This window comes from Rhizobium sp. SU303 (assembly GCF_021052345.1).
GTDB lineage: Bacteria > Pseudomonadota > Alphaproteobacteria > Rhizobiales > Rhizobiaceae > Rhizobium > Rhizobium laguerreae.
The window spans coordinates 4,514,696-4,541,670 of the sequence record NZ_CP088095.1 but is presented as its reverse complement, the minus strand read 5'-3'; the positions used below and the strand labels follow the sequence as shown (position 1 = coordinate 4,541,670).

Here is a 26,975-nt window from a genome sequence, read left to right as displayed (position 1 = left end):
CAGACTTATTTTAATCTTGGTAGCAAGAGATATGATTGAACTCCTCAACAATACAACAACTATCTTGGCTTCATTCCTTGACGACCAGTTACCCAAGCAGTCTGCAGACTGGTGGCGAATCCTTGTAATTGAGCGGTTAAGCTTCCAGCAGCAACGTATGGCCACTGAGCGTCGGATAACCTCGTTAAAGCAGTTGGACCTAGCGGCGCTTCTTCGAGTGTTGGACCAAAATTGGTATGAGCTTTCCGAAGCACTCCAGTGGCCGCGCGACGGGCGAAACTGGATTAAGGAGCTCCAGACAATCCGGAACAGGTGGGCGCATCGATCAACTGAGGAGCCTCCACTGGGTGAAATCTTTCGAGATGCAGATACGCTTGTTCGACTGCTCATGCTGATCGGTGCGCCATCTGACATGCTCGAAAAAGTAGAGGCAGAAAAGCGGCGGGTGCTAATGGCAATAGCGTCCACCAACTCTGACAACTCGCAATCAACGACGCCACCATCTACGTCAACGACTATGACCTCTCTCTTTCGGCTGGGAGACATCGTGGCACTCCGAGCGGACCCGACGAAGCACCTACCGGTTGTGGAAGTGCTGCCTGGTAGCAGCGAATACCGCTACCATGTTTTCGAGAATGGCGCGAAGGCGCTTTATTACGAAAGCCAACTCCAGCCTACCAGCACTTCGTCATCCAACGAAGTGCTACTCGGAGCCAGTGAATTGCAGGCGCATCTGACCAGCCTTCAGATACTCTCACCTTCCACAGCCAACCTGTTCTCACTGCGCTCGGGTCGCGTCCAGTTCGTGCCCTACCAATACCGGCCAGTTCTCAAGATTATCCGCGCCGATCGCCCGCGCATCCTCATTGCCGACGAAGTCGGTGTGGGCAAGACGATCGAAGCAGGTCTGATCATTAAGGAACTGCGGGCGCGGATGGATATTTCATCGGTACTGGTGATCTGCCCCAAAGCGCTCGTTGCCGAGCGCAAGTGGCACAACGAAATGAAGCGGTTCGATGAGAGTTTCACGGCGCTCGACGGCGCGCTTTTGCGTCACTGCATCAAGGAGACTGAGCTCGAAGGCGAGTGGCCAGAACAGTACGCAAAGGCCATCCTACCCTTCTCCCTTTTCGATTCCGACCTCGTGCTCGGGACTGGAACTGGACGCCGCAAGGACCAAGGCCTTGTATCGCTCGATCCACCACCTAAATTTGATCTTGTGATCGTGGATGAGGCGCATCACATCAGAAACTCCGAGACATATCTACACCAAGGAATCCGGTATTTTTGCGATAACGCGCAGGCCGTCGTGCTGATGACGGCTACACCGGTCCAACTCGGCAGCCACGATCTTTATACTCTCCTCAACGTATTGCGGCCTGATCTCGTCATCGATCCTGCCAGCTTTCAGCAAATGGCGGAGCCAAATCAGTTTATCAATGAAGCTGTGAAGCATTGCCGTGCAGCCGCGCGCGGCTGGCAGGAAGCAGCGCGCGGCTGCCTTGACAGCGTCGCTCAAACCGACTGGGGCCGTCTCTTCATCCGCGAGACACCCGCTTTCCAAAATATCTACGATTGGCTTGGCGCAGAATCCCTAAGCGATCAGGAGCGCATCAGGACGATCCACGGCATCGAGCAGCTGTATACTTTCAGCCCATTGATCAACCGTACCCGTCGGCGTGATATAGGCGAGTTCACAAGCCGCAAACCTGAAACGCTGACGGTCGAGTTCACCACGGCCCAGAAGCAGCTGCATGACGATCTGCTCGCCGTGATAGCCCGAATCCTTGGCTACGCGCATGGACAGCAGAACGTAGCCTTCATGATGACCACCATTCGCCGTCAGGCAGCAAGCTGCCTCTACGGCCTCGCGCCGCTGCTCTCGGACATGCTCAACGGGAAACTCGACCAGCTGGAGCTGATGGAAGCCAGCGATAGTGACAGTGACGGCGACTTGCGCTTTGTTGATAAGGTCCGGCCTGACATCGAGGCCGTGCTTGCTCAGGCTGAAGCGCTCGACGAGAACGATCCCAAGGCTGAAGCCTTCGTGAAAATTCTACGAGACAAAAGCAGCCGCGATAATAACAAGGCACTCGTATTTAGCACATTCCGACATACGCTCCGCTATCTCGTGCAGCGCACGGCAGACACCGATCTTCGCGTGGGCCTAGTTCACGGTGACGTGCCGGATCACGAGCGCTCTGAATTACGTCGCCGCTTTGCGTTGCCTAAGGCCGAAGAAGACGCCATTGATGTCCTGCTTTCGTCCGAAGTGGGCTGCGAAGGTCTTGATTTCCAATTTTGTGATTTCCTCGTGAACTACGACCTTCCGTGGAATCCGATGCGCATCGAACAGCGGATCGGACGCGTGGATCGTTACGGCCAGAAGAGCGAGACCGTGGCGATCATCAACTTCGTGACGCCGGGCACCGTTGACGCGGACATCTATAATCGCTGCCTCTGGCGGATCGGCGTTTTCCATCACGCCGTCGGCGGTAGTGAAGAGATACTTGGGGCAGTAACCAAAGAGCTGCACGATATAGCGGAAAGTTTCACCTTGACCCCCGACGAGCGGGTGGCGCGGCTGCAGCAGCTGGCCGACAACGGCATTCGCCAGATTGAGGAGGAACAGGAGCTGGAGTCGCGCCAGGCAGAACTGTTCGGCCTGAATGTGCCGAAACCGTCCTGGAAGGATGAGATCGACGCCGCCGAATCGTTCTGGCTTTCGCCGGGTGCGCTACAGGCCTGTGTGGGCGTCTATCTGGCCAAACGTCTGGGCACTGACACAGAGTATTTGCTTGGCGAAAAGCCTCTGAAGACCCTGCGCATAAACCAGGCAGCCCGTGCATCGCTTCTGGATGATTTCCGGCGTCTGCCACGGTCCAACGAACCCATCTCGCGCGAATGGGAGAAGTGGCTGAAAGGATCGCAGCCGACGGTCTCCGCTACGTTCGATCAGCAGACCGCCGCCGAGAACCCGAAGGCGCTGCATCTAACCGTTGTACATCCCCTCGTGCGGCAAGCCGCCCACGCTCTGGAAGTGGTGGATACGGAGTCCTGCGCGGTCACCTTTGAATCCGCCGATCTGCCAATCGGAAATCATCCTTTTGCGATTTATCGCTGGTCCTTGCATGGGGTAAAACCGGACCGCATGCTCGTACCTGTGGCTGACCCCGCGCTCGAGGCCGCACTGTTGACCGTACTGCAGAACGCGCGAATCGTTGAAGGCGGCGCTTCACCCGCACCTGCCGACAAGGACGGTCTCGATACCCGCCATCATGCCAAGTGGGCGGAGGCACAGGGTACACATGTCGCTGAAAACCATCAACTCGTCGAGCTGCGCGTCCAAAGCCTCACTGTCAGCCATCGCGCTCGTTGCAAGGCTATCGAGGACCAGCTGGCGCGCGCGACAAACGAAAAAATCCGCTTGATGAAAGAAAGCGAACTTGGGCGGGCGCAGGTGGATTTCGAGCGCCGCATGGATGAGCTGAGGCGCGCTGCGGCGACCGGTGACATTCGCGTTTCGCCGGTAGTTTTTGGTATGCTGACCGTGACGAGGCCATCCGCATGAACGCTTTCTTGCAATCCCTGATGGAACAAAGGCGCAAGTTCCTCGATGGACTCGACGCCAATGAAAACGATATCAACCTCGACATCTTCGAGGATTTCTATCCGGACCAGGCTCACTTTGTGTTCGAGCTGCTTCAAAACGCCGAGGACACGGGCGCGACGGAAGCCGCTTTCAAGCTGTCGAAGGAAGGCTGCTGGTTCGAGCACAATGGCGCGCGGACCTTCACCGAATCCGACGTGCGCGCGATTACCGGCATTCACAACAGCACGAAAACTAAATCGTCGGACCAGATCGGGAAGTTTGGCGTCGGCTTCAAGTCCGTGTTCGTTTACACGCAGACGCCGACAATCTACGCTGCGGATTTCTCGTTCAAGATCGTAAAATATGTCATGCCCGAGCCCGTTGCCGACGATGTTGGGATCGACGCTCAGACAAGGTTCTGGTTGCCCTTTAATAATCCGAAGAAGACGCCGGACATCGCTTACGCCGAAATCGCCGCTGGTTTCAACGAACTTGCCGAAACAACCATTCTGTTTCTGCCGAACATCGAGTCGATCAAATGGCAGGTTGGCGACACTGTCTCTGGCGAAGTCCTTCGGATAGCCCATACACCGGTTCATGTGGAGGTGCTCAAGCAGATCAACGGACAGACGACAACGAGCGCCCATTTCCTGAAGTTCGATCAAGCGGTCAAGGGCCTGGAAAAGCAGCGCGTTGCGGTCGCTTTTGCTTTGGATTTCCTGCCCAACGTCAAGACGTTATCGGCAGACAAGGCTCTTTCTCAGCAGCTGAGGATCGTACCCGTCTCCGGGCAGGTCTGCGTATTTTTTCCGGCAAGCAAGGAGTCATCGGGGCTCCGTTTTCACCTGCATGCGCCCTTTGTGCCTGAACTGAGTAGGGCCAGCATCAAAGACACGCCGGCGAACAACCCGCTTTATGACCAGCTGGCCGCGCTGTCGGCGTCCGCGCTTCACGACGTCCGTGATCTTGGCCTTCTGACCACTGATTTCCTGGGCGTTCTTCCGAACGCACAGGACCCGCTTGGCAAAGGGTACGGATACGAAATAATCCGCGATGCGATCACCGAGGCCATGAAGACGGAACCGCTGTTCCCCACTCATGGTAAGGGTCACGCGCCTGCTAACAGATTGGTGCAGGCCAAGGCATCCCTCAAGGAACTCCTCAACGAGGATGATATCAAATACCTGATAGAATACGAAAACAAACAGCCCCTTTGGGCCGCCAGCCGTGCCCTGCAGGGGACGAACGTCGAACGATTCATGACAGGACTGGAAATCAGGGATTGGGATATCGAGGCCTTCGTTGACTGCCTCGGTGACAAAGCCACCGATGGCAATTGGGGCGGCGTCGACAAAGAGTTCATGGCATGGCTCGGGCGCAAGAGTGTCGATTGGCATCAGCAATTCTATTCACTTCTCGACCGCGAAAGCGAAGCGCGGGACGAAATTTACCGGCTGAAGCGCTGCCGGATCATCCGACTCACCGACAGCAACTATGCCATCGGTTCAGCATGTCATTTCTCGGAAGAGCGTCATCCGCAGACAGACGGTGTACGCTGCGTCGATTCGGCTGTGTACACGGCGGGAAAGAGTAAAGCCCAACAGGAAAGCGCGCGGCGGTTTCTGGAGTCAACTGGGGTGACGCCAGTGGGAGAGCGCCAGCTTGTTGAAGCTGAGCTCAAGTTTAAGTACGAAGGCGAGAAGCGCGCGCTTAACGAACGCGAATACCTTGCCGATCTGCGTCGCTTCATGAAAGTCCTCGATGAAGACGCTTCAACATCTTCGACCCTGGCCCCTTTCCGCCTCTTCATGGGGAAGGACAACACTTGGCGAAAAGCCTCCGAAATCTACCTTGATGAGCCTTATCTCGACACCGGCCTAAGCGAATACTTCGGGTTGGGAGGGGCGTACCAGCTTTCACCTTTGGCAGACTTTTACCAATTGATGAAAATCGACACGGCAAAAATCGCGCGCTTTGCTGAAGTACTTGGCGCTCGCACCAAACTCCCGGTCTTTAACGCGAAATGCGAAAAAAATCCTCAATGGCAATATCTGTCCTCGGTCTCGGGCTCCCGCTACACCACTCCGATTGACCGCGACTTTTCGTTTGGCAGCTTTGCCTCAATGGTTGAACGGAAATCGGAAAAGCTGTCCAAACTAATTTGGAGCACGATGTGCTCTCTGCCTAATACGAACCATGGCTATGATTCAACATACCACGAGAATCTTTTGCGCGCTGTTTATCGAAAGAACGAAACAGGCGGTGCGCACTTCGCCCACTCGCAGCTTGTTCACCAGCTACGAAGAGCTGCTTGGGTGCCGCAGCGAGGCAGCGGCTTTGTGAAACCAGCTGATGCCCGCTCGGAACTGCTACCCGGCGGCTTCACCTTCGATGCCGGCTGGCCTTGGATCAAGGCAATCCAGTTTGGCGTAAATATCACGTTGGAGAGCGAGAAGGCGCAGGCCGAGTTTTCCGCTGCGATAGAACGGCACAAGAAGGAACAGCAGGCTGCGGAGTCGCTTGGCTTCAAGGATGCCGACACCGCGCGTAGATTTTCAGCCATGCCACCCGACGAACAAGAACGGGCTCTCGCCGAATTCGAGCGACGCAAGAGAGTTGCCCTACCAGATCACACCCCAGGCAATCCGACGCGTCGCCGGGAACGTATTTTTGCCCATTCGGCAAACGCGCCCCTACGTAGAACGGAGGAGCGTACACGGTCTGTCTCCATAGGACTGGACGGGGTTAAGGACGAGGCCAAGCAGTATCTGCGCCAACAATATACCAACGTCGACGCGGAACAAATTTGCCAGATTTGCAAGGATGTTCTTCCGTTTACGCTCGGCGATGGGTCCTTTTATTTCGAAGCCGTGGAACTTCTGCCAGAGCTGAAGCTGCATTATGATCAGAACTATCTTTGCCTCTGCCCGAATCATGCAGCCATGTTTAAACACGCAAATCCCTCGCGGACGACGCTGAAGGGGCGACTAGCAGCACAGGCCGAAAATGAACTGGAGATTGTTCTCGCGCAGACTGACGCAACCCTCTATTTCTCAAAGACACACCTTGCCGACCTTCGCACAATCATCGAGGCGGATCAGAACGCATTAGATCGGGCGGACTATTTGCTCGATGGCACAACAAATTAGCGCTATCACCCGCATTACCGAATGGCTTGAAGCGGAAATAATTTCCGCCTCAGGCCATAACTCGCTCGAGCCGTTGCTTCCGATTTGACCAATCCGGCATCACGCGGCTCAGCAGATCATAGAAAGTCGGTCCATGATGCGGCTCGGCAATATGGCATTAATTCATGGGTTATTACATAGTCGAAGCACACGATCGAGATCGGCTGTCTCCTAGACCATCTGTGCTGCCACGCTGCGTGGGCTCAAGCCGCGGTCGTCAGAGCCACATGCTGCAGCCCGGCGCTTGAGGTGAGCGGTGCGCGACCGATTGCGGCCGGCGCCGAAACGGCTCTGCACCACGTCACGAAACTCATTGCAGATGCGCAGCATTTCCAAGACATAGGTGAGGAAAAACGCGATCGTCTTCACTGCGAAGATGCTGGGCGTGATGCGGTCGAAGGCCCATGACCCCTGACTGTCGCGGCTCTCATGGACGGGTTATCCTATAGATCAGCAAATTATTCAAATCCGCAAGCTTGGTTGCGGTCTTGTCCAGATGGTCGATAACCCCATCATGATGCTCGACGAACAGCCGGCCCTCCTTGTCGGTCGCGTTCTTGGTCACGCCGAACAGATCCGCGCCTTGCGCCCGCAGTTCCTCGAGCTGCGCGATCGCAGTGGCGTCATCCGCAACGAATTTCGACCATTCCGCATCACCTCCGCCAGGCGGGAACACCCAGCCGCGCGCCCTGCTGTAGTAGACTGCGACGGGATCGCCGACCTCAGGCGCGATGGCGACGACAAGGTCGCCCGGTTGCGCCAACCGCGCCAGTTCCTCGCCAAGCAGCTTGCCGTTCATGGCGATTGGCTTCTTCATCGTCCTGACGAGGGGCAAGGTCGACCAGGCAAGCGCGATGGCCACGATGAAGATCGAGCGAAGCACCACCGCCGGCGTCAGAACGGTTCTCGACCCAAGCGTTGCCAGAAGAAGCGCGCCATGGCCGCAGAACATCGCGATCGGCACATGGAAGATATGGAAGTTCCACACATTGCTGGTGATCTCGCCTGCCGCCGCCAGATAGAGGATGATGGCCGCAGTCAGCCACACATAGGGAATGGCCGAAAGGCTGCGTTGCTTCGGGTCTTCGGCGCGGCTGAGCGGTATCCACAAGCCGACGGCCAGCAGCACCAGGAACGGATAGCCGTAGAACCACAAGACCGAGGTGTTCCACAAGGATTTGAAGTAGAATCTGTCCCTGACATAAGTCCAGAAGCCGTCATCCCAGATATAGCCGCCGGTGCCGGCGACATGAAACGGCGGATAGCTGCGGCCGAGATAAATCGCCCAGATGTAATAAGCGCCGATGACGGCCAGGCTCGAAAGCCCCGACAGGAAAACCCAGCTTGCCTGCTTTCGTTTCTTCTCCCGAATCCAGCAGACCATCAGGTAGAAGATGACGGCGCCGGCAGCGATGCCTGGTAGCTTTGACAGCACGCCGAGCGAGAAGCTGAGCGTGGCGAGCGGCAAGAGCCAGCGGCTGCCGCCGGCCCAGTATTTGGCGAACAGCCAGACACCAAGAGTGACCAAGGCCAGCATCGCGGGATCGGGAAGAAACGAGCTGTCGATCATGATCGCCGCCGGCATCAGCGCGTAGGCCAGCGCCGCCGCGTGAGCGTGCATCTCGCCCCAGCATAGCGCCGTTAGCCTGTGCAGCGAAAACACCGTCACCAGGCCGAATAAGGCCGCAACCGCGCGGCCGAACCAATCGTGCCAGCCGAAGAGTTGGTAGAGCAGGGCCGTGAGATAGCTGACGATCTGGAACTCACGGCCCTGATAGCTTGGCCCGGGCCCGGTCCAGCTGACCTCCGGAAAGAAGATGTTCCAGCTGCGCTGCTGGAAATTGTCGGCCATCATTGCGGTGCTTATCTCGCGCCAGCTGAAGCCGTCGACCAGCGGTAAGGTGATCTTATGAAACCTGAAGACGATGGCAATAAACAGGATCCCCAGCAAGATCGCAGTGTCGAGGCTCGGGTATTTGCGAGAAACCATGTCCCAGTCGCTCGTCTGCTGCTGACATTGCTGACCTTCGGCACGATTCAATTTCGGGTCGTCGCTCATCTGAACCGTGTCCTTCCCACTGACGCCCGACACGGCGCGATACGCGCCGTCATCGGATCGAGAGGAGGATTAGGCTGAGGGGGATCTCGCCGCCGGCGCGGTCGGCTGCGGAGCGGCTCGTAGGCTTCACCGAGCAGCGGCTTGGAAGGCTTGCGGGGCGGCTTTGTCATGACGGCAGTTCATCAGCAATGCCTTAAAAAGCAATTAGCCCAGATTGATTACTGACTCCATTCCCCATGCGAACACGATAAGGACAGCGGCGAGACGGCTCACCTTGATAGTCTCTGGCACACGGCCAGCGTCAATTGCCCAGCGCCTTCTTCACCCAGGCTCCAACTTCGTCGCCGCTGCTCATGTCGGGCTGCACCAGCCCGTCGATCATGAAGGTTGGCGAGACATGGATGCCGTTCTGGCGGGCATATTTGCAGTGCCATTTGATCTCCCGATCGAGATCCGGAATTGCGAAGGCTTCCTTCAGCTTGACGCCGCTGTAGCCTTCCAGGCGCTCGACGATCTGGTTCGGCGTCACATCCATATTCGGGCCGCCGGCATGATGTTCGAATTCGAGCTCCTCGCGATGGGCGGCGATAGCTGATATCACTTGCTTTGCAGTCTCCTTGCCGTCTTCCAGCGTCGAGGCTGCGATGATGCAGCGGACGAGGACGCCCGAATACATATGCCAAGGTTGCGACTGCAGGCGGATCTTCACGGTGATCTTGTCTTCGCCGGCCTGGCTCAGCAGTTGGTCGAACTTGTTGAACGCCCTGACCGAATAGGGGCAAGTCGGCTCCAGAAAGGCCTCGAAGATGCGGGGTCCGTTGCCCCAATTCAGTGGATCGGCGTGCCAGGCGGTGGTGGTCATGGAATTCCTCCGGAGGTGAGATGTCTGAAGCGACTTAGGTCGCCAGGCTCCAGAAGCCATGCCTCTTGCCGTGTCGACGCTTAAGTTCTGCGACATAGACGTCATGGGGTCTTGTGTCGCCGAAGTCATTGATATGAGGCGCAAGCGATGCGCAGTCCGCAAGATGCCTCGCCGCATGTTTATAGCGGCTGGACCGGCCGCTATCGAGCGCGAAATCGATCATGGAGCGCAAGAGGATGGTTGCCGCAAGCGGATGTTTCTCCGCCAGAGCTTCGGCCGCCGGCGGCATCAGCTCATAGAGATTGCCATCCAGTTCCGCCTTCCGCCTCATCACGAGTTTCGCTGCCTCGGCGGGTGCCTGCCAAAGCAGGAAAAATGCAAGCGCCTGGTGGACGTCCGGGAAAGCCTGGGCATGGGCGAATGCCTTCTCCTCCGCCTCTAGATCGTCGAAGTCCGGCAGTCGCTTGAGGAAGGCGCGGAGATGCTGGTCGTGCAGCGACTGCTCGAAGCACGTCCATCTATAGGTCTGCGCCTCCTCTGCGCGCCCCAGGGCCTCCAGCGTCTCGACGCGCGCGAGCTGCCATTCGAACGGCATGTCGACCCGGTCTTTCGTCTCGACCTCATTCAGCATCTCAAGCGCTTCCTTCGCCCGGCCGGCCGAGATCAGGCGAGTGGCGATATCGGCCGCAATCATCGGCGCCTTGCGTGTGTTCTCGGGTTGCTGGGCGATGTAGGCATCGACATCGCCCTGGGCGTCGGCAATTTCCTGCAAGGCTATGCGCACCGTCAGATCCCGCTGAGTGCCGTAGATCTCATCTTCGTAAAGGGGACCAGCGCTGCCCCAGCCGATGACCTCGAGCTTGTCATTAGCCGGCTTGTCGTTCGGCTCCTTGGACCATTGGACGAAGAGGGTCTTCAAACAATCGAGGCCATCCTTACCGAGAGCGGGCGCCATCGCCGCAATGAGGTTGTCGTACTGACCGTAACCATCGTCCTGCACGGCTTTGAACACCTTGTCGGCCAGGACTTTGGAGTCGATCTTGGCGGACGCGGCGATTGCGGCAGCATCCACGCAAGCCTGATGAAAACTTTCGATGAGAGAACCGCTGCTGTCGCTGGATCTCTCAAAAATCGGGTTCGCCAGTGCGAGGAACTGCCATATCAGTTCGAAAGCTTCCTGGGGATCATCGGCGGCAACCGTCTCTGCAATCGTCTTGCGCTGGGTTTCGAGATCGCTCTTCAGCGCTTTCACTTTGCGCCAGTTGATGACGGTGCGGGCACGGGCAATGCTGGCAAGCCGCTTTCGCACCTCACGCGCCACCTCGGCGCCGCCATGATTGCCGGCAAGCTCCATTCGAAGCCGCCGCTTGTGGGCAGCACTGCCCGTGCTGATCTCGATCAGCAGTTCGGCAAGACGCTGCGCGCCAAGGGATTCGAGATTCTTCGCATTGAGTGTTGTCTTGGCTGCCATCGGTCATCGCTGTCGTTTCTGCGATAAACCTACCCTGGAGGCGGTACGAGGCCAAGGTCCGGGAATGTATGCGCGGGATAATCCTTCGGCACGTCGCTATTAGCTAAAAACTAACGCTGCCTTGTAACGACTCCTAAAGCCGGTTTTGGCACCTTGTTGCCTGTCGAATATTGCTTCCAAATTTCTCGCTGGGGTTGATTATGAGTCATAATAAAGACGCCTGGGTCAGCCAGCGCGCTTATTCACTATGGGAATCGGAAGGCAGGCCGGATGGGCGTGGGGAAAGCCATTGGGCGCAGGCGCTGAGGGAGTTCGAGCAGTTGGAGCGGACGAAGGCCTCGCCTGATGGAAACGACCTCATCGAGAAACTCAAGGCCGCCGGGCGGCTGATGCGGATCTATGACGAGGCGGGTCCCGCCTTGGAGAACGACCGGCAGATCAAGGCGGCTCGCTAGGCGGTATCTATCAATCCCTGGGTTGCCGAAATATTCAGCGGCATTCCAGGCGCACGATCGGCCTTGCCGGCAGGCGTCTTGCCACTTCGGCGAAACCGGCATCCAGAAACATCGATAGAGTTCCCGGATAGAGCTCGGCTCCGTTCGAAGCACGGGCTGACTGATCGACAGGGTAGGCTTCGAGACATTCGGCGCCGTTCGCGCTTGCAAATTCAACCGCGTGTTTCAATAACAATCGCGACAGACCCTGCCGCCGGAACGGCTTGCGGACGATGAAGCAATTGATCGACCAGGCCGGCCTGTCATCGACTGAAGCAAAGGGTTTTGAGCGGCGCAGCCGATCGAATACGGCGCGTGGCGCGACACCGCACCATCCGGCCGGCTCATTCTCGTGATAGCCGAGAATGCCGGGCGGGCGTCGTTCGGCGACGAGGCTGCGGAACCAGTTGCGATTTCCCTCGCCCCATCCTGCCTTGTAGTCGGCATTCGGAAGATACCAGTAGGCGCAGCGACAATTCCGGCCGTCGGCGCAATCGTCGAAAACCGCTTCTATGTCGGCCAGGCGGTCGGCGGTAGCGGGGAAGAAAGAGAAGCGATCCTGCATCCGGGCAAGTTATGGCGCGGGCGGACGATCGGCAAGCGGCCGCCCCATGCCGGCCGATCAGGCGAGGCTGCCCTGCAGCCTGAAATCCGCGTTCTTTAGCCGCCGACATCGCCCGGATATCGTTGCCGATCCTCATCCGCGGGCGATCGTTCTGGCGCTACTGGCGTGCGGCCCAGCTGAGGCCACGCCGCAGGATGAGGGGCATGTAGGGATGGTCGAATTCGGCCGCGACGTGGCCGAGGGCGGAATAGAAGATGCGGCCGGCGCCGAAATGGCGCTTGAAGACGACGGGCATCACGACATTGCGGGCCGCCGGATCGTAGGCGCCGGTGAAGGTGGTGGTCGCGAGGATTTCGACGGTCGGATCGTAATGGAGGTAATATTGCTCCGAACGATAGTCGAAATCGGGAATGCCCTCCATGACGGGATCGTCCTGGCGGGTAACGGCAACGCGGAAGTCGATGATATTACCGGGATGGGCGACCCAGGTGACGCCGGAGACATAGCGGAAAGGCGCGCTTTCCTTGAAGGACGTGGCGAGCGCGCCGTGATGGCCGGCGAGCCCCAGACCGCTGCGCACGGCTTCGACGAGGCCAGCGGCATGCTCCTTCTCAAGCTTTTCGCCGGTAATGATCGGCACCAGCAGATCGGCTTTCGCCAGCGTCGGAGATCCGAACACGCCGAGATCGCCGGTCACCTCGACCGTAAAATCGTCCTCGCGCAAGAGATCGGCGACGATATGGGCGCATTGCTCTGGCTCATGACCCTGCCAGCCGCCCCAAACGATCATTGCCTTCCTCATTTGCGCTCTCCCTGCTTTATAACTGCAGACGTTGATCATCACATGGTGGTGCAAGCCCATTAGATCGGGCGGCTGTGCAAATCACGCGAATAATTCATGACTATCTGCTGACTCGGCACAAACCGCACGAATGGGGCGACTTCGGCATTTGACGTATTGTCCATTGACGCCGATCGTAGTTCCTTCTTTTTATTGACGTGTATCTCGTCTAGGTTTCTCCCATCTCTCAATGAATAATAAGGGTGGTGCATGGCAGGTGAAACGGTTCTTGTCGTCGGCGGTGCCGGCTATATCGGCTCGCATACGTGCCTCGACCTGGCGAATAAGGGCTATAGGCCTGTCGTCTTCGATAATTTTTCGAACGGCCATCGCGAGTTCGTCAGATGGGGGCCGGCCGAGGAAGGCGATATTCGCGATCGCGCCCGGCTGGATGAGGTACTGGCCAAGCACAAGCCGGCGGCGATCCTGCATTTCGCGGCGCTGATCGAGGTCGGCGAATCGGTCAAGGATCCGGTTTCCTTCTACGAGAACAATGTGATCGGCACCTTGACGCTGCTCTCAGCGGCACAGGCGGCCGGCATCAACGCCTTCGTCTTCTCCTCCACCTGCGCGACCTACGGCCTGCCGCAGAGCGTGCCGCTCGACGAGACGCACCGGCAGGTGCCGATCAATCCTTACGGGCGGACGAAATATATCGTCGAGCAGGCGCTTGCCGATTACGACCAGTACAGGAGCCTGCGCTCGGTGGTGCTGCGTTATTTCAATGCGGCCGGCGCCGATTTCGAGGGCCGGATCGGCGAATGGCATCAGCCGGAAACCCATGCGATACCGCTGGCGATCGATGCGGCGCTCGGCCGCCGTCAGGGTTTCAAGGTGTTCGGCAGCGATTACGAGACCCGTGACGGCACCTGTGTGCGCGACTATATCCATGTGCTCGATCTTGCCGATGCGCATGTGCGCGCCGTCGAATATCTGCTGAAGGGCGGCGATTCCGTCGCGCTCAATCTCGGCACCGGCACCGGCACGACGGTCAAGGAATTGCTCGGCGCCATCGAGGACGTGTCGAACCGGCCTTTCCCGGTCGAATATATCGGCCGTCGCGAAGGCGATTCGCATACGCTGGTCGCCAATAACGACAAGGCGCGCGACGTGCTCGGCTGGGTGCCGCAGTATGATCTGTCTCAGATCATCCGCTCCGCCTGGGACTGGCATGCAAAATCCAACCAGCATTGAGCCAATCAGCATTGAGAAAGCCCGCCGGCCGAACATCCTGCTGATCACGGCGGACCAGTGGCGCGGTGATTGCCTGTCGGCCGTCGGCCATGCCTGCGTAAAGACGCCGGGTGTCGATGCGCTGGCGCGCGAAGGCACCCTCTTCCGGCGGCACTATGCAGGGGCGGCACCCTGCTCGCCGGCGCGGGCAACACTCTATACCGGTCTCTATCAGATGAACCACCGCGTCTGCCGCAACGGTTCGCCGCTCGATGCTCGCTTCGACAATCTGGCGCTGGCCGCCCGGCGGGCGGGATACGACCCGACGCTGTTCGGCTACACGGATACGGCGCCCGATCCGCGCGGGATGGATGCCGGCGATCCGCATCTGACGACCTACGAAGGCGTGCTGCCGGGTTTTACCGCCCGCCAGCTTCTGCCCGAGCATGAGAAACAATGGCTCTCCTGGCTCAGGTCCCGTGGCCACGCGGATGCCGTCAGCCGCGACATCCATATTCCCGTCGGCGTGGAAGCGGGCGACATTTCCGATGCAGCGCCGGCCTATTCACGCGACGAGACCCAGACGGCTTTCCTGGCCGGCGAGTTCATCCGCTGGATGGGCGAACAGGACAGGCCGTGGTTTGCGCATGTCTCTTTCTTACGTCCGCATCCGCCATTCTCCGTGCCTGAGCCGTTCAACCGAATGTTCAAGCCGGGGGACGGACCGGTTTTTGCACGCGCGGCAACCTGCGAAGCCGAACAGGACAGTCATCCCTACCTCGCCTATGCCATGCCACGCTCCGACAAGGGCAACTTCATCCACGGTGCAGCGGGGCCGCTCAGCGGCTGGAACGATGAGGATTTCGCCGCGATCCGGGCGATCTATTACGGCATGATATCAGAGGTCGATGCGCAGCTCGGCCGCATCTGGCAGGCCCTCAAGGATGCGGGTGCCTGGGACGATACGCTTGTTGTCTTCACGTCCGACCACGCCGAAATGGCGGGTGATCACTGGACGCTCGGCAAGGGCGGCTTCTTCGACGGCAGCTATCATATTCCGCTTGTCATTCGCGATCCCGCAAGCAGTGCTGCGGGTGGGGTCGTCGACAAATTCACCAGCGCTGCCGATATTTTTCCGACACTTTGCCAAAGGCTCGGCATCGACGCGAAGAACGGGCTCGATGGCCGGTCGCTCATGCCGTTTGTCAGGGGTGGGAGCGGAGAGGGCTGGCGGGATGCGGCATTCTGGGAATTCGATTTCCGCGACATTGCGCATGGCGAGGCCGAGCGGCATTTCCGGCTGCGGCCCAACGAATGCAATCTCGCGGTGATCCGCGACGCACGGTTCAAATATGTGCATTTTACCGCTTTGCCGCCGCTGCTCTTCAATCTTGCCGACGATCCGATGGAACTCGACAATGTTGCGGCGGATCCGGCCTATGCGGCGATACGGCTCGATTATGCCGAGAAGCTGCTGTCGCTCAGAGCACGCCATCTCGATCAGACGCTCGCCTATACCGAGCTGACGGAAAGAGGGCCGGTGACGCGCCGGCCCTGATATTCACTCAATCACTCAACCGAGATAATCGCGCTTGCCGATCGGAGCACCCTGGCTACGCAGGATGGCGTGGGCCGTCGCGACGTGGAAATAGAAGTTCGGCAGGGCGAAGGTGGCGATATATTCGTCACCCGGCAGCACGATACCACTCTTTCCCGGCAGGGTGATCTGGCGGGTTTCTGTGCCTTCCAGTGCTTCCACCGAGAAACCGGCGAGATAGGCTTCAGTCTTTGCCAGGCGCTCACGAAGGTCTTCGAACGTCGTTTCGTTATCCTCGAACTTCGGGGCGTCGGTCGCCGTCAGGCGGGCGAGCGCAAATTTGGCGGTGTCGCTGGCGCGCTGATACTGGCCGGAGAGCGGCAGCATGTCGGGCGCCAGGCGAGCGGCGACCAAGATGACGGGATCGATATTCTTTTCCTTGGCATAGGCTTCGGCCTTGTCGAGGTAGGTTTTCAGGCTGGCGAGGCCGCGCTGGAACATCGGAACGGTGAGGCGATACATCGAAATGGACATCTGTCCTGTCTCCAAAATCTTCAAATGATTGGGTCGCGGCGAGAGGTCGAAGGCGTCTGTGGCCGTGAGCCCGTCTTCGACCCTCCCATAGATGGATGCTCGCCTGGTCTTTCACAACAGAGCGAATGCGGGCGTCGGTCGTGAAGCCCGCATGGCATTGCGCTCTCCTCCCTATCTCGTCGCCGCTAAAGATACTTGACGTCGTCCCCAGAAAATGGAATGAATATTCCGCAGAACAGATTTGACGGTTTGTTTGTTCCGTTTTGCGGAGCGCCGCGGGAGAGGTGGCGCAGAAAATTGCGGCTTCAGAGCAAATGCCTGGAGCTCCGGCGTGAGGAGGGTGCAGCCGGGCACCGCTTTGTGGAGGAAGTAAAATGAAAAAGTTTATCCTGGGCACTGCGATGGCGCTCGTCATGTCGACGGCGGCTCACGCAGAGACGGTCGGCGTCTCGATGGCGAAATTCGACGACAATTTCCTGACGGTTCTGCGCAACGGCATGACCGATTATGCAAAGACACTGAGCGGCGTGACGCTGCAGGTCGAAGACGCGCAGAACGACGTTTCCAAGCAGCAGAGCCAGATCCAGAATTTCATCGCCTCCAAGGTCGATGCAATCATCGTCAACCCTGTCGATACCGATGCGACCACGGCGATGTCGAAGCTCGCGGCCGATGCCGGCATTCCGCTGGTTTACGTCAACCGTCAGCCGGTCAACGTCGACACGCTGCCGGACAAGCAGGCCTTCGTCGCTTCCAACGAGCTGGAATCCGGCACGCTGGAAACCAAGGAAATCTGCCGTATTCTCGGCGGCAAGGGCAAGGCCGTCGTCATCATGGGCGAGCTCTCCAACCAGGCTGCGCGCATGCGGACCCAGGACGTCCATGACGTCATCAAGACAGACGAGTGCAAAGGCATCGAGATCGTCGAAGAGCAGACGGCCAACTGGGATCGTACCCAGGGTGCCGACCTGATGACCAACTGGCTCTCCAGCGGCATCGAGTTCGACGCGGTCATCTCCAATAACGACGAAATGGCGATCGGTGCCATCCAGGCGCTGAAGGCAGCCGGCAAGGACATGAGCAAGGTCGTCGTCGGCGGCGTTGACGCCACGCAGGACGCGCTTGCCGCTATGCAGGCGGGTGATCTCGACGTTACCGTGTTCCAGGATGCCGCCGGCCAGGGCAAGGGCTCGCTTGATGCAGCGCTCAAGCTCGCCAAGGGCGAAAAGATCGAGAAGAAGGTCTACATTCCCTTCCAACTCGTCACGCCTGCCAACGTCAAGGACTTCGTCACCAAGAACTGAGGCGAATGCCAAGCAGGATGCGGGCTTTGCCCGCATCCTTTCGCCTACCCGTATCTGGAGGAGATGATATGGCCGTCAGCCCGACAACCATGGCCGCCGTGCGCGCGAGCGGCGCCGTCCCGAATGCGGAATATCTCTTGAGCGCCGAGGGTGTCCGCAAGGAATTTCCTGGCGTCGTCGCACTCGACGATGTGCAGTTCCGGCTGAAGCGCGCTTCCGTGCATGCGCTGATGGGCGAAAACGGCGCCGGCAAATCGACCTTGATGAAGATCCTCGCCGGCATCTACACGCCCGATAAGGGTGATATTCGCCTGAAGGGGATCGAGATCCGGCTGAAATCTCCGCTCGACGCGCTGGAGAACGGCATTGCCATGATCCATCAGGAACTGAACCTGATGCCGTTCATGACGGTTGCCGAAAATATCTGGATTCGCCGCGAACCGAAGAACCGCCTCGGCTTCATCGATCACGGCGTGATGCATCGCATGACCGAGGAGCTGTTTGCCCGGCTCAATATATCAATCGATCCCGATATCGAGGTCCGGTTCCTGTCGGTCGCCAACCGCCAGATGGTCGAGATCGCCAAAGCGGTTTCCTATAATTCCGACGTGCTGATCATGGACGAGCCGACTTCGGCGCTGACGGAGCGCGAGGTCGAGCATCTTTTCAGTATTATCCGCGACCTCAGGGCCCAAGGCATCGGCATCGTCTACATCACCCACAAGATGAACGAGCTTTTCGAGATCGCCGACGAGTTCTCCGTCTTCCGCGACGGCCGATATATCGGCACGCATGCCTCGACCGATGTCACCCGCGACGACATCATCCGCATGATGGTGGGGCGCGAGATCACCCAGATGTTTCCCAAGGAAGAGGTGCCGATCGGCGAAGTCGTGCTCTCCGTCAAGGATCTCTGTCTCAAGGGCGTCTTCAACAACATCTCCTTCGAAGTGAGAGCCGGCGAAATCCTCGGTGTGGCCGGCCTCGTCGGCTCCGGCCGGTCGAACGTCGCCGAAACGCTTTTTGGCGTGACGCCGGCAAGCTCCGGCTCGATCGAGCTCTACGGCAAACCGGTGGCCATTTCTTCGCCGACCGAGGCCATCCGCAATCGGATGGCGTTTCTGACCGAAGACCGGAAAGATACCGGCTGCCTGCTGATCCTCGATATTCTCGAGAACATGCAGATCGCCGTTCTGCAGGACAGATACGTCAAGGGCGGCTTCGTGCAGCAGGGCGCAGTCGAGGCAACCTGCGAAGACATGGCAAAAAAGCTGCGCGTGAAAACGCCAAATCTTTACGAGCGGGTGGAGAATCTTTCGGGCGGCAACCAGCAGAAAGTGCTGATCGGGCGCTGGCTGCTCACCAATCCGCGCATCCTCATCCTCGACGAGCCGACGCGTGGCATCGATGTCGGCGCAAAGGCGGAAATCCACCGGCTGGTCACGGAGATGGCGCGAGACGGTGTGGCGGTGGTGATGATCTCGTCCGAGATGCCCGAGGTTCTCGGGATGAGCGACCGCATCATGGTCATGCATGAGGGACGCGTGACCGGTTTCCTCAATCGCGATGAAGCAACGCAGATCAAGGTGATGGAGCTGGCTGCGCAGTGATGCGTTGACGGCGATCGCCCAAGGGAGGTTTGACATGACTACCAAGGCAGCAGAGGGCGCGGCTCCGCTCGCAACCCGGCAACGGCGGCGGCGCATACCGACGGAACTCAGCATTTTCCTTGTGCTCGTCGGCATCGCGCTCATCTACGAAGTGCTCGGCTGGATGTTCATCGGCCAAAGCTTTCTGATGAATTCGCAGCGTCTGACGATCATGATCCTGCAGGTCTCCGTCATCGGCATCATCGCCGTCGGCGTCACGCAGGTCATCATTACCGGCGGCATCGATCTTTCGTCGGGTTCGGTCGTCGGCATGACGGCGATGATCGCAACGAGCTTTGCCCAATCCTCGACCTGGGGACGGGCCGTATTTCCCTCGCTGACCGACCTGCCGGCTTTCGTACCTATCGTCGTTGGTCTGCTGATCGGGGCGGCCGCCGGTCTCGCGAACGGCGCGCTCATCGCCTACACGAAGATCCCGCCGTTCATTGCCACGCTTGGCATGTTCGTTTCGGCCAGAGGTGTCGCGAAGTGGTATACGAAGGGACAGCCGGTTTCCGGGGTCACCGAGCAGTTTCATTTCATCGGAACGAAAGCCTGGCCGGTTGTCGTCTTCCTGGTCGTTGCGCTGATCTTTCACATTGCGCTGCGCTATACGCGCTATGGAAAGTTCACCTATGCCATCGGCGCCAACCCGCAGGCCGCGCGTGTTTCCGGCATCAACATCGAGGCGCATCTCGTCAAGGTCTATGTGATTGCCGGATTGCTTGCAGGTCTTGCCGGTATCGTCACGGCGGCACGTGCGGAAACCGCACAGGCCAGCATGGGCGTCGGATATGAACTCGACGCGATCGCTGCGACCGTCATCGGCGGCACCTCGCTCACCGGCGGTGTCGGGCGCATCACCGGCACTGTCATCGGCACCATCATCCTCGGCGTCATGACTTCCGGCTTCACGTTCCTGAGGATCGACGCCTACTACCAGGAGATCGTCAAGGGCCTCATCATCGTCGCGGCTGTCGTCATCGACGTCTACAGACAGAAAAAACGCCGCAAACACTAATTTCCTGCAGCGTGATCTGATAATTTTGCGGGGGCCTCGGCCCCCGTTCCGTTTTCAGAGCATGATGCCGAAGAGTGTGAGCGGTTTTTGGACAACATCATGCTCTAACTGTTTAACTTAGAAGAGCATTCAGATTTTAGGCCGATCCGGCCGAAAATCATGCTGTTCTAGCGCCGATGACGGATTTCAAAAAAAGAGGTAGCGAATTCCGTCAGCTTTTCTATTCTGGCCGCTTCATTCGCCCGCTCGGGCAGCGCAGGAAGACAGATGCAATTCGTATTTGACGGTCACAACGACGTTCTCCTTCGGCTCTGGACACATTCAAAAGACGGCAGCGATCCGATTGCGGAATTCGCAGACGGCACGACGGTCGGCCATATCGATGCGCATCGCGCCAGAGAGGGCGGTCTTTCGGGCGGTCTCTGCGCCATTTACATTCCCTCGGGCGATCTCGTCTTCGCCGATCCGGATGCCGATGGTCGCTATGTGACGCCGATGGCGGCCCCTCTCGATCCGCTGCCTTCGCTTGCCATCGCCAATGAAATGGCCGCGATCGCGCTGCGGCTCGACCAGGCCGGCGCCTGGCGGCTCTGCCGGACGGTGAAGGATATCCGCAGCGCCATGGCGGACGACATTTTCGCCGCCGTCATGCATATGGAAGGCTGCGAGGCGATCAGCGCCGATCTCTCGGCGCTCGAGGTGTTCTATGCGGCAGGGCTGCGGTCGCTCGGTCCGGTCTGGAGCCGGCACAATGTGTTCGGTCACGGCGTGCCCTTCGCCTTCCCGATGTCGCCGGACACGGCGCCCGGCCTCACCGATGCCGGCTTCGCGCTGGTCAGGGAATGCAATCGCCTCGGTATCCTGATCGACCTTGCCCATATCACCGAGAAGGGTTTCTGGGACGTGGCGAAGAAGACGGACCAGCCGCTGGTCGCCAGCCACTCCAATGCCCACGCCCTGACGCCGGTCGCGCGTAACCTGACGGACAGGCAGCTCGATGCGATCCGCGAAAGCCGCGGGCTCGTCGGCATCAATTATGCCACCGCCATGCTGCGTGCCGACGGCCGCTCGGACAGCGATACGCCGCTTGCCGACATGATCCGCCACATCGACTATCTTGTGAATCGCATCGGCATCGACTGCGTGGCGCTCGGATCGGACTTCGACGGGGCCACCATTCCCGAGGAAATCGGTGATGCAGCCGGTAATCAGAAGCTGATTGCCGCTCTCAGAGAGGTTGGCTATGCTGATGCCGACCTGGCAAAACTCGCCCGTGAAAACTGGCTTCGCATTCTGGCGCAGGCTTGGCGGGAGGACCACGCCTAAGCCTTTCGTATCCAATCAAAAAACAGGGGAACAGACCATGATGATGACCAAGCTCAACCGCAATTTCCGCATGCTTTCCGCGGGAGCTGCGCTTTCACTGCTGATGATGGCCGCACCCTCGGCCTTTGCCGAGACGCCGAAGGATACGCTGGTCGAAGGTTTCGCCATCGACGATATCATCACGATGGATCCGGGCGAGGCTTTCGAGCTTTCGACCGCCGAAATCACCACCAACAGCTACAGCCTGCTCGTCCGTCTCGACATGGACGACACGTCCAAGGTGAAGGGCGATCTCGCCGAGAGCTGGAGCGTTTCCGATGACGGCCTTACCTATACGTTCAAGCTGAAGCCAGGCCTGAAATTCGCCTCTGGCAACCCAATCACCGCCGAAGACGTTGCCTGGTCGTTCGAGCGTGCCGTCAAGCTCGACAAGAGCCCGGCCTTCATCCTCACCCAATTCGGTCTGACCGGCGACAACGTCACGGAAAAGGCCAAGGCGGCCGATGCCGGCACCTTCGTCTTCACGGTCGACAAGGCCTATGCGCCGAGCTTTGTGCTCAATTGCCTGACGGCAACTGTCGCTTCCGTCGTCGACAAGAAGCTGGTGCTGGAGCATGTGAAGGCGGTGACGCCCGATGCCGACCACAAATACGACAACGACTTCGGCAATGAATGGCTGAAGACCGGCTATGCCGGCTCCGGCCCCTATAAGATGCGCGAATGGCGCGCCAACGAAGTCGTCGTGCTGGAGCGCAACGACAATTATTATGGCGACAAGGCAAAGCTCAACCGCGTCATCTACCGCTACATGAAGGAAAGCGCTGCCCAACGCCTGGCGCTCGAAGCCGGTGATATCGATATCGCCCGCAATCTCGAGCCGGGCGACATCGACGCCGTTTCGAAGAATGCCGATCTTGCGATAACGAGTGCGCCGAAGGGCACGATCTATTATGTCAGCCTGAACAACAAGAACGAGAACCTGAAGAAGCCGGAAGTCCAGGAAGCCTTCAAATACCTGGTCGATTACGATGCGATCAGCGCAACGCTGATCAAGGGTATCGGCGAGATCCATCAGACCTTCCTGCCAAAGGGTCAGCTCGGCGCACTCGATGAGAATCCCTACAAGCTCGATGTCGCCAAGGCCAAGGAACTGCTGGCCAAGGCCGGCGTACCCGACGGTTTCTCGATCACCATGGACGTGCGCAACAGCCAGCCGGTGACTGGTATCGCCGAATCGATGCAGCAGACGCTGGCGCAGGCCGGCGTGAAGATGGAAATCATCCCCGGCGACGGCAAGCAGACGCTGACCAAGTACCGCGCCCGTACCCACGACATGTATATCGGCCAATGGGGTTCGGACTATTTCGACCCGAATTCCAATGCCGACACCTTTACCAGCAATCCCGACAATTCCGATGCCGGCACGGTGAAGACGCTCGCGTGGCGCAACAGCTGGGAAGCGCCGGAACTCGACAAGCAAGCCAAGGCAGCCCTTCTGGAACGCGATGCCGCCAAGCGTGCCGCCATATACCAGGACATCCAGAAGAAGTATCTGGCAAACAGCCCCTTCGTCTTCATCTTCCAGCAGACCGAGGTGGCCGGCTACCGCAAGAACCTGAAGGACTTCAAGCTGGGTCCGAGCTTCGACACCAATTTCGTCGGTCCGATCGCCAAGGAATAGTCCGGCAGGATTGGTCGCTTGAGCACCGTCGAAACAACGCAGGAGGCGCGGCCCCGAAAGGGCCGTGCTAGGGCCTTTGCAAAGGCGCTAGGGCGGTTTCTGTTTGCCGCCGTCACCACCTATCTCGGCCTTCTGGCCGTCACCTTCTTCATCGGCCGCGTCGTGCCGATCGATCCCGTGCTCGCCATTCTCGGCGACCGCGCGCCCAACCACGTTGTCGAGCGCGTACGCCAGGAAATGGGCTTCAACCTGCCGCTTTACCAGCAATTTTTCATTTATATCAAAGGCATACTGTCCGGCGATTTCGGCAATTCGGTGCTGACGACCAATCCTGTCATGGTCGATATCCGCCGGGTGCTGCCGGCGACAATCGAGCTCGCAACGCTCGGAACGCTCATCGGCGCCTTCGTCGGCGTACCGCTCGGCGTTCTCGCAGCGGTGCGCCGCGGCAGCATTGCCGACCAGGTGGTGCGCGTCGTCGGCCTCGTCGGTTATTCGGTGCCGATCTTCTGGCTGGCGCTGATCTCGCTCGTCATCTTCTATGCGCAACTGCGCTGGGTGGCCTTTCCCGGCCGCATCGACATCGTCTTCGAATATACGTTCACGCCGATCACCGGCCTCTACCTCTTCGACAGCGCCTGGCAGGGGCAATGGGACGTCTTCTATGATGTCTTCCGCCACATCATCCTGCCTGCCTCGCTGCTCGGCTATTTCTCGCTCGCCTATATCAGCCGCATGACGCGCAGCTTCATGCTGAACGAGCTTTCCCAGGAATATATCGTTGCCGCGCGGGCCAAGGGGCTTTCGGAAACGCGGGTGATCTGGGGCCATGCTCTGCGCAATGCCGCCGTGCCGCTCGTCACCGTCATTGCGCTTTCCTACGCCGGTCTGCTCGAAGGATCGGTGCTGACCGAGACCGTCTTTTCCTGGCCGGGCATCGGGCTCTACATCACCAACTCGCTGCAGAACGCCGATATGAACGCCGTGCTCGGCGGCACGATCGTCATCGGTACTGTTTTCATCGGCATCAACCTTCTGTCCGATCTTCTCTACCGGACGCTCGACCCGAGGACGCGAAACCGATGACGTTTCCCGCCAACCCATCCCAGCCAATGAGCCGCCGTGAATGGCTGCTTTCCGATCGACCGCAATCGCGCCTGCAGGCTCGCCTCGGCCGCACCTACGTCACCTGGCGGCAGTTCACGGCCAACAGGCTCGCCGTTGTCGGCCTGCTGATCATCGTGGCGCTGCTTTTTATCGCCGCCTTTGCCGATGTGCTCGCCACGCATAACCCCGTCGTCGGCGATCTTCGCAATGCCCGCCTGCTGCCGCCCGGCACGGGGGGATTCTGGCTCGGTTCGGATGACCAGGGCCGCGATATCTATTCGCGGTTAATCTACGGATCGCGGTTGACGCTGCTCGTCGTCGTGCTGGTCGCCGTCATCTCGGCGCCGGTCGGGCTGATCGTCGGCACGGTCTCCGGTTATGCCGGAGGCTGGGTGGATGCGACACTGATGCGCATCACCGATATCTTTCTCGCCTTCCCGAAGCTGGTGCTGGCGCTCGCCTTCGTCGCAGCGCTCGGTCCCGGTATTCAGAACGCAATCATCGCCATCGCCATCACCTCCTGGCCGCCCTATGCCCGCATCGCGCGCGCCGAGACGCTGACGGTTCGGCGTTCCGATTATATTTCGGCGGTGAAGCTGATGGGCGCCTCGCCTCTTCGTATTATCGTGCGCCATGTCATGCCGCTCTGTATTTCCTCGCTGATCGTGCGCGTGACGCTCGACATGGCGGGCATCATCCTGACGGCCGCCGGTCTCGGTTTCCTAGGCCTGGGGGCGCAGCCGCCGCTGCCGGAATGGGGGGCGATGATCGCTTCGGGACGGCGCTTCATCCTCGATCAATGGTGGGTCGCGGCGATGCCCGGCATCGCCATCCTCATCGTCAGCCTCGGCTTCAATCTCCTCGGCGACGGCCTGCGCGACGCGCTCGATCCGAAGGAGAGCGGCCAATGACGACACTTCTGACGGTGGACAAGCTCAAGGTCAGCTACCCCACGCGCACAGGCGTGATCGAGGCCGTGCGCGGCGTCTCCTTCACGCTCGGCAAGGAAAGGCTCGGCATCGTCGGCGAATCCGGTTCCGGCAAGTCGCAGACCGGACGGGCCATCATGGGCCTGACGCCGAAACACGGCATCGTCACGGCCGACAGGCTTAATTTCAACGGCATCGATCTTATCAATGCCTCGGCCGGCGAAAGGCGCAGGCTGCGCGGCAAGCGCATCGCCATGATCTTGCAGGATCCGAAATATTCACTCGATCCCGTCATGTCGATCGGGCGGCAGATCTGCGAAACGCTGCGCACGCATGAGAAGGTCGGCAAGACGGAGGCGCGCGATCGTGCGCTCGCCATGCTGGAAGCGGTGCAGATTCGCGATCCGAAGCGTGTCTTCGACCTGCATCCGCACGAGGTCTCGGGTGGCATGGGGCAGCGCGCGATGATCGCCATGATGCTGATTGCCGGGCCGGAACTGCTGATTGCCGACGAGCCGACCTCGGCGCTCGACGTGACGGTGCAACTCGACGTGCTCCGGATCATGGACAGGCTGGTGTCCGAGCGCGGCATGGGGCTGATCTTCGTCTCCCACGATCTGAGGCTGGTCTCCTCCTTCTGCGACCGCGTCATCGTCATGTATGCCGGAAAGATCGTCGAGGAGCTGGCGGCGGCCGATCTCAAACATGCGCAGCATCCCTATACACAGGGGCTGCTGAACTGCATGCCGGAGATCGGCGCGAACCGTCATCCGTTACCGGTGCTCGACCGCAAGCCGGAGTGGGCGGCATGAGTGCAGCTCTCGAGATCGCCGACCTCAGCGTCGTTTACGACCATTTTCATGCCTTGAAGGATGTCAGCATCGCCATCGAACGCGGCGAATCCTTTGGTCTTGTCGGCGAATCCGGCTCGGGAAAATCGACCTTGCTGCGGGCCGTTGCCGGACTTGCGCCGGTCAGCGGCGGCGCGATCAACATCGATGGCGAGCCGCTGAAAGGTTCGAAACGCAGCAAAGTCTTCTACCGGCGCGTGCAAATGGTCTTCCAGGACCCTTATGGTTCGCTGCATCCGCGCCAGACGATCGACCGGCTTCTGCTCGAACCGCTAGCAATCCACGGCATCGCCGACGGCGAGAAGCGCATCGCCCGCGCGCTTGACGAGGTCGGCCTCGGCAATGGTTTCCGTTTCCGCTACCCGCACCAGCTCTCCGGCGGCCAGCGCCAGCGCGTGGCGATCGCCCGGGCGCTGATCGTGGAACCGTCGATCCTGCTGCTTGACGAGCCGACATCGGCGCTCGACGCCTCGGTGCAGGCCGAAGTGCTGAACCTTTTGGAAGAGATCCGACGCGACCGCAAGCTCACCTTCGTGATGGTCAGCCATGATCTCGGTGTCGTCACCCATATGTGTGAAAGGCTCGCCGTGATGCGCAACGGCGCCGTCGTCGAGCGGCTGAGCTCGCAGGAACTGGCGCAAGGCGCGGTTCACGAGGACTATACGAGAAATTTGATGATCGCGAGCAAGGGTTTCGTCAAAGCCTGAAAACCAGTCTTTTCAAACCGTTGAAAAGAAAAGACCGGCGGCGGTGTTAAGGATAATGCTTCCCTAAAAGACGACCATTCAGCT

General features: G+C 59.3%; 22 protein-coding genes. 14 read left to right on the top strand and 8 right to left on the bottom strand.

The window, feature by feature from the left end:
• Positions 1-31: 31 nt before the first annotated feature.
• Together RlegSU303_RS22295 and RlegSU303_RS22290 are read left to right on the top strand one after the other, a co-directional pair.
• Positions 32-3,571, top strand: a complete 3,540-nt coding sequence (locus tag RlegSU303_RS22295; protein WP_231283323.1) for a DEAD/DEAH box helicase — start codon at positions 32-34, stop codon at positions 3,569-3,571.
• Entirely contained in the window at positions 3,568-6,741 is a 3,174-nt protein-coding gene (locus tag RlegSU303_RS22290; protein ID WP_231283322.1) for a sacsin N-terminal ATP-binding-like domain-containing protein, read from the top strand. The genes RlegSU303_RS22295 and RlegSU303_RS22290 overlap by 4 nt, the downstream gene beginning before the upstream one ends.
• A 49-nt stretch (positions 6,742-6,790) precedes the next feature.
• Here RlegSU303_RS22290 and RlegSU303_RS22285 read toward each other — a convergent pair whose 3' ends face one another.
• The 5 genes from RlegSU303_RS22285 to RlegSU303_RS22260 all read right to left on the bottom strand — a co-directional run bounded on the left by RlegSU303_RS22285 (position 6,791) and on the right by RlegSU303_RS22260 (position 11,172).
• Positions 6,791-6,853, bottom strand: a complete 63-nt coding sequence (locus tag RlegSU303_RS22285; RefSeq protein WP_231283831.1) for a hypothetical protein — start codon at positions 6,851-6,853, stop codon at positions 6,791-6,793.
• 98 nt (positions 6,854-6,951) lie between these two features.
• The gene (locus tag RlegSU303_RS22280; protein ID WP_231283321.1) at positions 6,952-7,149 is read right to left on the bottom strand and encodes a hypothetical protein; all 198 of its coding nucleotides are present in this window, start codon (positions 7,147-7,149) and stop codon (positions 6,952-6,954) included.
• 58 nt (positions 7,150-7,207) lie between these two features.
• The gene (locus RlegSU303_RS22275) at positions 7,208-8,839 is read right to left on the bottom strand and encodes an ArnT family glycosyltransferase (protein WP_231283320.1); all 1,632 of its coding nucleotides are present in this window, start codon (positions 8,837-8,839) and stop codon (positions 7,208-7,210) included.
• A gap of 301 nt (positions 8,840-9,140) precedes the next feature.
• Complete coding sequence (locus RlegSU303_RS22265; RefSeq protein WP_231283319.1) at positions 9,141-9,701, bottom strand: DsbA family protein; 561 nt, start codon at positions 9,699-9,701, stop codon at positions 9,141-9,143.
• A 34-nt stretch (positions 9,702-9,735) separates the two neighbouring features.
• Positions 9,736-11,172 carry a DUF6880 family protein gene (locus RlegSU303_RS22260; protein WP_231283318.1) on the bottom strand — a complete coding sequence of 479 codons (1,437 nt, stop codon included), beginning with the start codon at positions 11,170-11,172 and terminating at the stop codon, positions 9,736-9,738.
• 200 nt (positions 11,173-11,372) lie between these two features.
• On the opposite strand from RlegSU303_RS22260, the gene RlegSU303_RS22255 reads away from it, so the two are divergent.
• Entirely contained in the window at positions 11,373-11,627 is a 255-nt protein-coding gene (locus tag RlegSU303_RS22255) for a DUF2934 domain-containing protein (protein ID WP_026158941.1), read from the top strand.
• Positions 11,628-11,661: 34 nt separating this feature from the next.
• Here RlegSU303_RS22255 and RlegSU303_RS22250 read toward each other — a convergent pair whose 3' ends face one another.
• Both RlegSU303_RS22250 and RlegSU303_RS22245 read right to left on the bottom strand, forming a co-directional pair.
• Positions 11,662-12,231, bottom strand: a complete 570-nt coding sequence (locus tag RlegSU303_RS22250) for a GNAT family N-acetyltransferase (protein WP_231283317.1) — start codon at positions 12,229-12,231, stop codon at positions 11,662-11,664.
• Positions 12,232-12,388: 157 nt separating this feature from the next.
• Positions 12,389-13,033 (bottom strand): ThuA domain-containing protein, encoded by a 645-nt coding sequence (locus tag RlegSU303_RS22245; RefSeq protein ID WP_131620062.1) that lies wholly within the window; start codon positions 13,031-13,033, stop codon positions 12,389-12,391.
• Positions 13,034-13,282: 249 nt separating this feature from the next.
• On the opposite strand from RlegSU303_RS22245, the gene galE reads away from it, so the two are divergent.
• Positions 13,283-14,266: a UDP-glucose 4-epimerase GalE gene (galE, locus tag RlegSU303_RS22240; RefSeq protein WP_025396443.1), complete on the top strand. Its 984-nt coding sequence runs from the start codon at positions 13,283-13,285 to the stop codon at positions 14,264-14,266.
• Entirely contained in the window at positions 14,244-15,803 is a 1,560-nt protein-coding gene (locus tag RlegSU303_RS22235; protein WP_231283316.1) for an alkaline phosphatase family protein, read from the top strand. The genes galE and RlegSU303_RS22235 overlap by 23 nt, the downstream gene beginning before the upstream one ends.
• 15 nt (positions 15,804-15,818) lie before the next feature.
• On the opposite strand, the gene RlegSU303_RS22230 is transcribed toward RlegSU303_RS22235, so the two are convergent.
• Positions 15,819-16,316, bottom strand: coding sequence for a DUF1993 domain-containing protein (locus RlegSU303_RS22230; RefSeq protein ID WP_017962562.1), 498 nt, complete (start codon positions 16,314-16,316; stop codon positions 15,819-15,821).
• Between the two features lie 374 nt (positions 16,317-16,690).
• Here RlegSU303_RS22230 and RlegSU303_RS22225 point away from each other — a divergent pair, with 374 nt between their 5' ends.
• From RlegSU303_RS22225 to RlegSU303_RS22185, 9 genes are all read left to right on the top strand, one after another.
• Positions 16,691-17,620 carry a sugar ABC transporter substrate-binding protein gene (locus RlegSU303_RS22225; protein WP_065284428.1) on the top strand — a complete coding sequence of 310 codons (930 nt, stop codon included), beginning with the start codon at positions 16,691-16,693 and terminating at the stop codon, positions 17,618-17,620.
• Positions 17,621-17,688: 68 nt separating this feature from the next.
• Entirely contained in the window at positions 17,689-19,230 is a 1,542-nt protein-coding gene (locus RlegSU303_RS22220) for a sugar ABC transporter ATP-binding protein (RefSeq protein ID WP_131620058.1), read from the top strand.
• Positions 19,231-19,264: 34 nt separating this feature from the next.
• Positions 19,265-20,290, top strand: a complete 1,026-nt coding sequence (locus RlegSU303_RS22215) for an ABC transporter permease (RefSeq protein ID WP_017962559.1) — start codon at positions 19,265-19,267, stop codon at positions 20,288-20,290.
• 267 nt (positions 20,291-20,557) lie between these two features.
• On the top strand, positions 20,558-21,616 hold the full coding sequence (locus tag RlegSU303_RS22210; protein WP_131628233.1) for a dipeptidase: 1,059 nt from the start codon (positions 20,558-20,560) through the stop codon (positions 21,614-21,616).
• A 37-nt stretch (positions 21,617-21,653) separates the two neighbouring features.
• Positions 21,654-23,297, top strand: coding sequence for an ABC transporter substrate-binding protein (locus RlegSU303_RS22205; RefSeq protein ID WP_231283315.1), 1,644 nt, complete (start codon positions 21,654-21,656; stop codon positions 23,295-23,297).
• 18 nt (positions 23,298-23,315) lie between these two features.
• Positions 23,316-24,383, top strand: coding sequence for an ABC transporter permease (locus RlegSU303_RS22200; RefSeq protein WP_231283314.1), 1,068 nt, complete (start codon positions 23,316-23,318; stop codon positions 24,381-24,383).
• Complete coding sequence (locus tag RlegSU303_RS22195; protein ID WP_017962555.1) at positions 24,380-25,315, top strand: ABC transporter permease; 936 nt, start codon at positions 24,380-24,382, stop codon at positions 25,313-25,315. The genes RlegSU303_RS22200 and RlegSU303_RS22195 overlap by 4 nt, the downstream gene beginning before the upstream one ends.
• Positions 25,312-26,145, top strand: coding sequence for an ABC transporter ATP-binding protein (locus tag RlegSU303_RS22190; protein WP_131628234.1), 834 nt, complete (start codon positions 25,312-25,314; stop codon positions 26,143-26,145). The genes RlegSU303_RS22195 and RlegSU303_RS22190 overlap by 4 nt, the downstream gene beginning before the upstream one ends.
• Positions 26,142-26,891: an ABC transporter ATP-binding protein gene (locus RlegSU303_RS22185; RefSeq protein ID WP_231283313.1), complete on the top strand. Its 750-nt coding sequence runs from the start codon at positions 26,142-26,144 to the stop codon at positions 26,889-26,891. The genes RlegSU303_RS22190 and RlegSU303_RS22185 overlap by 4 nt, the downstream gene beginning before the upstream one ends.
• The last annotated feature ends 84 nt before the right edge of the window (positions 26,892-26,975 follow it).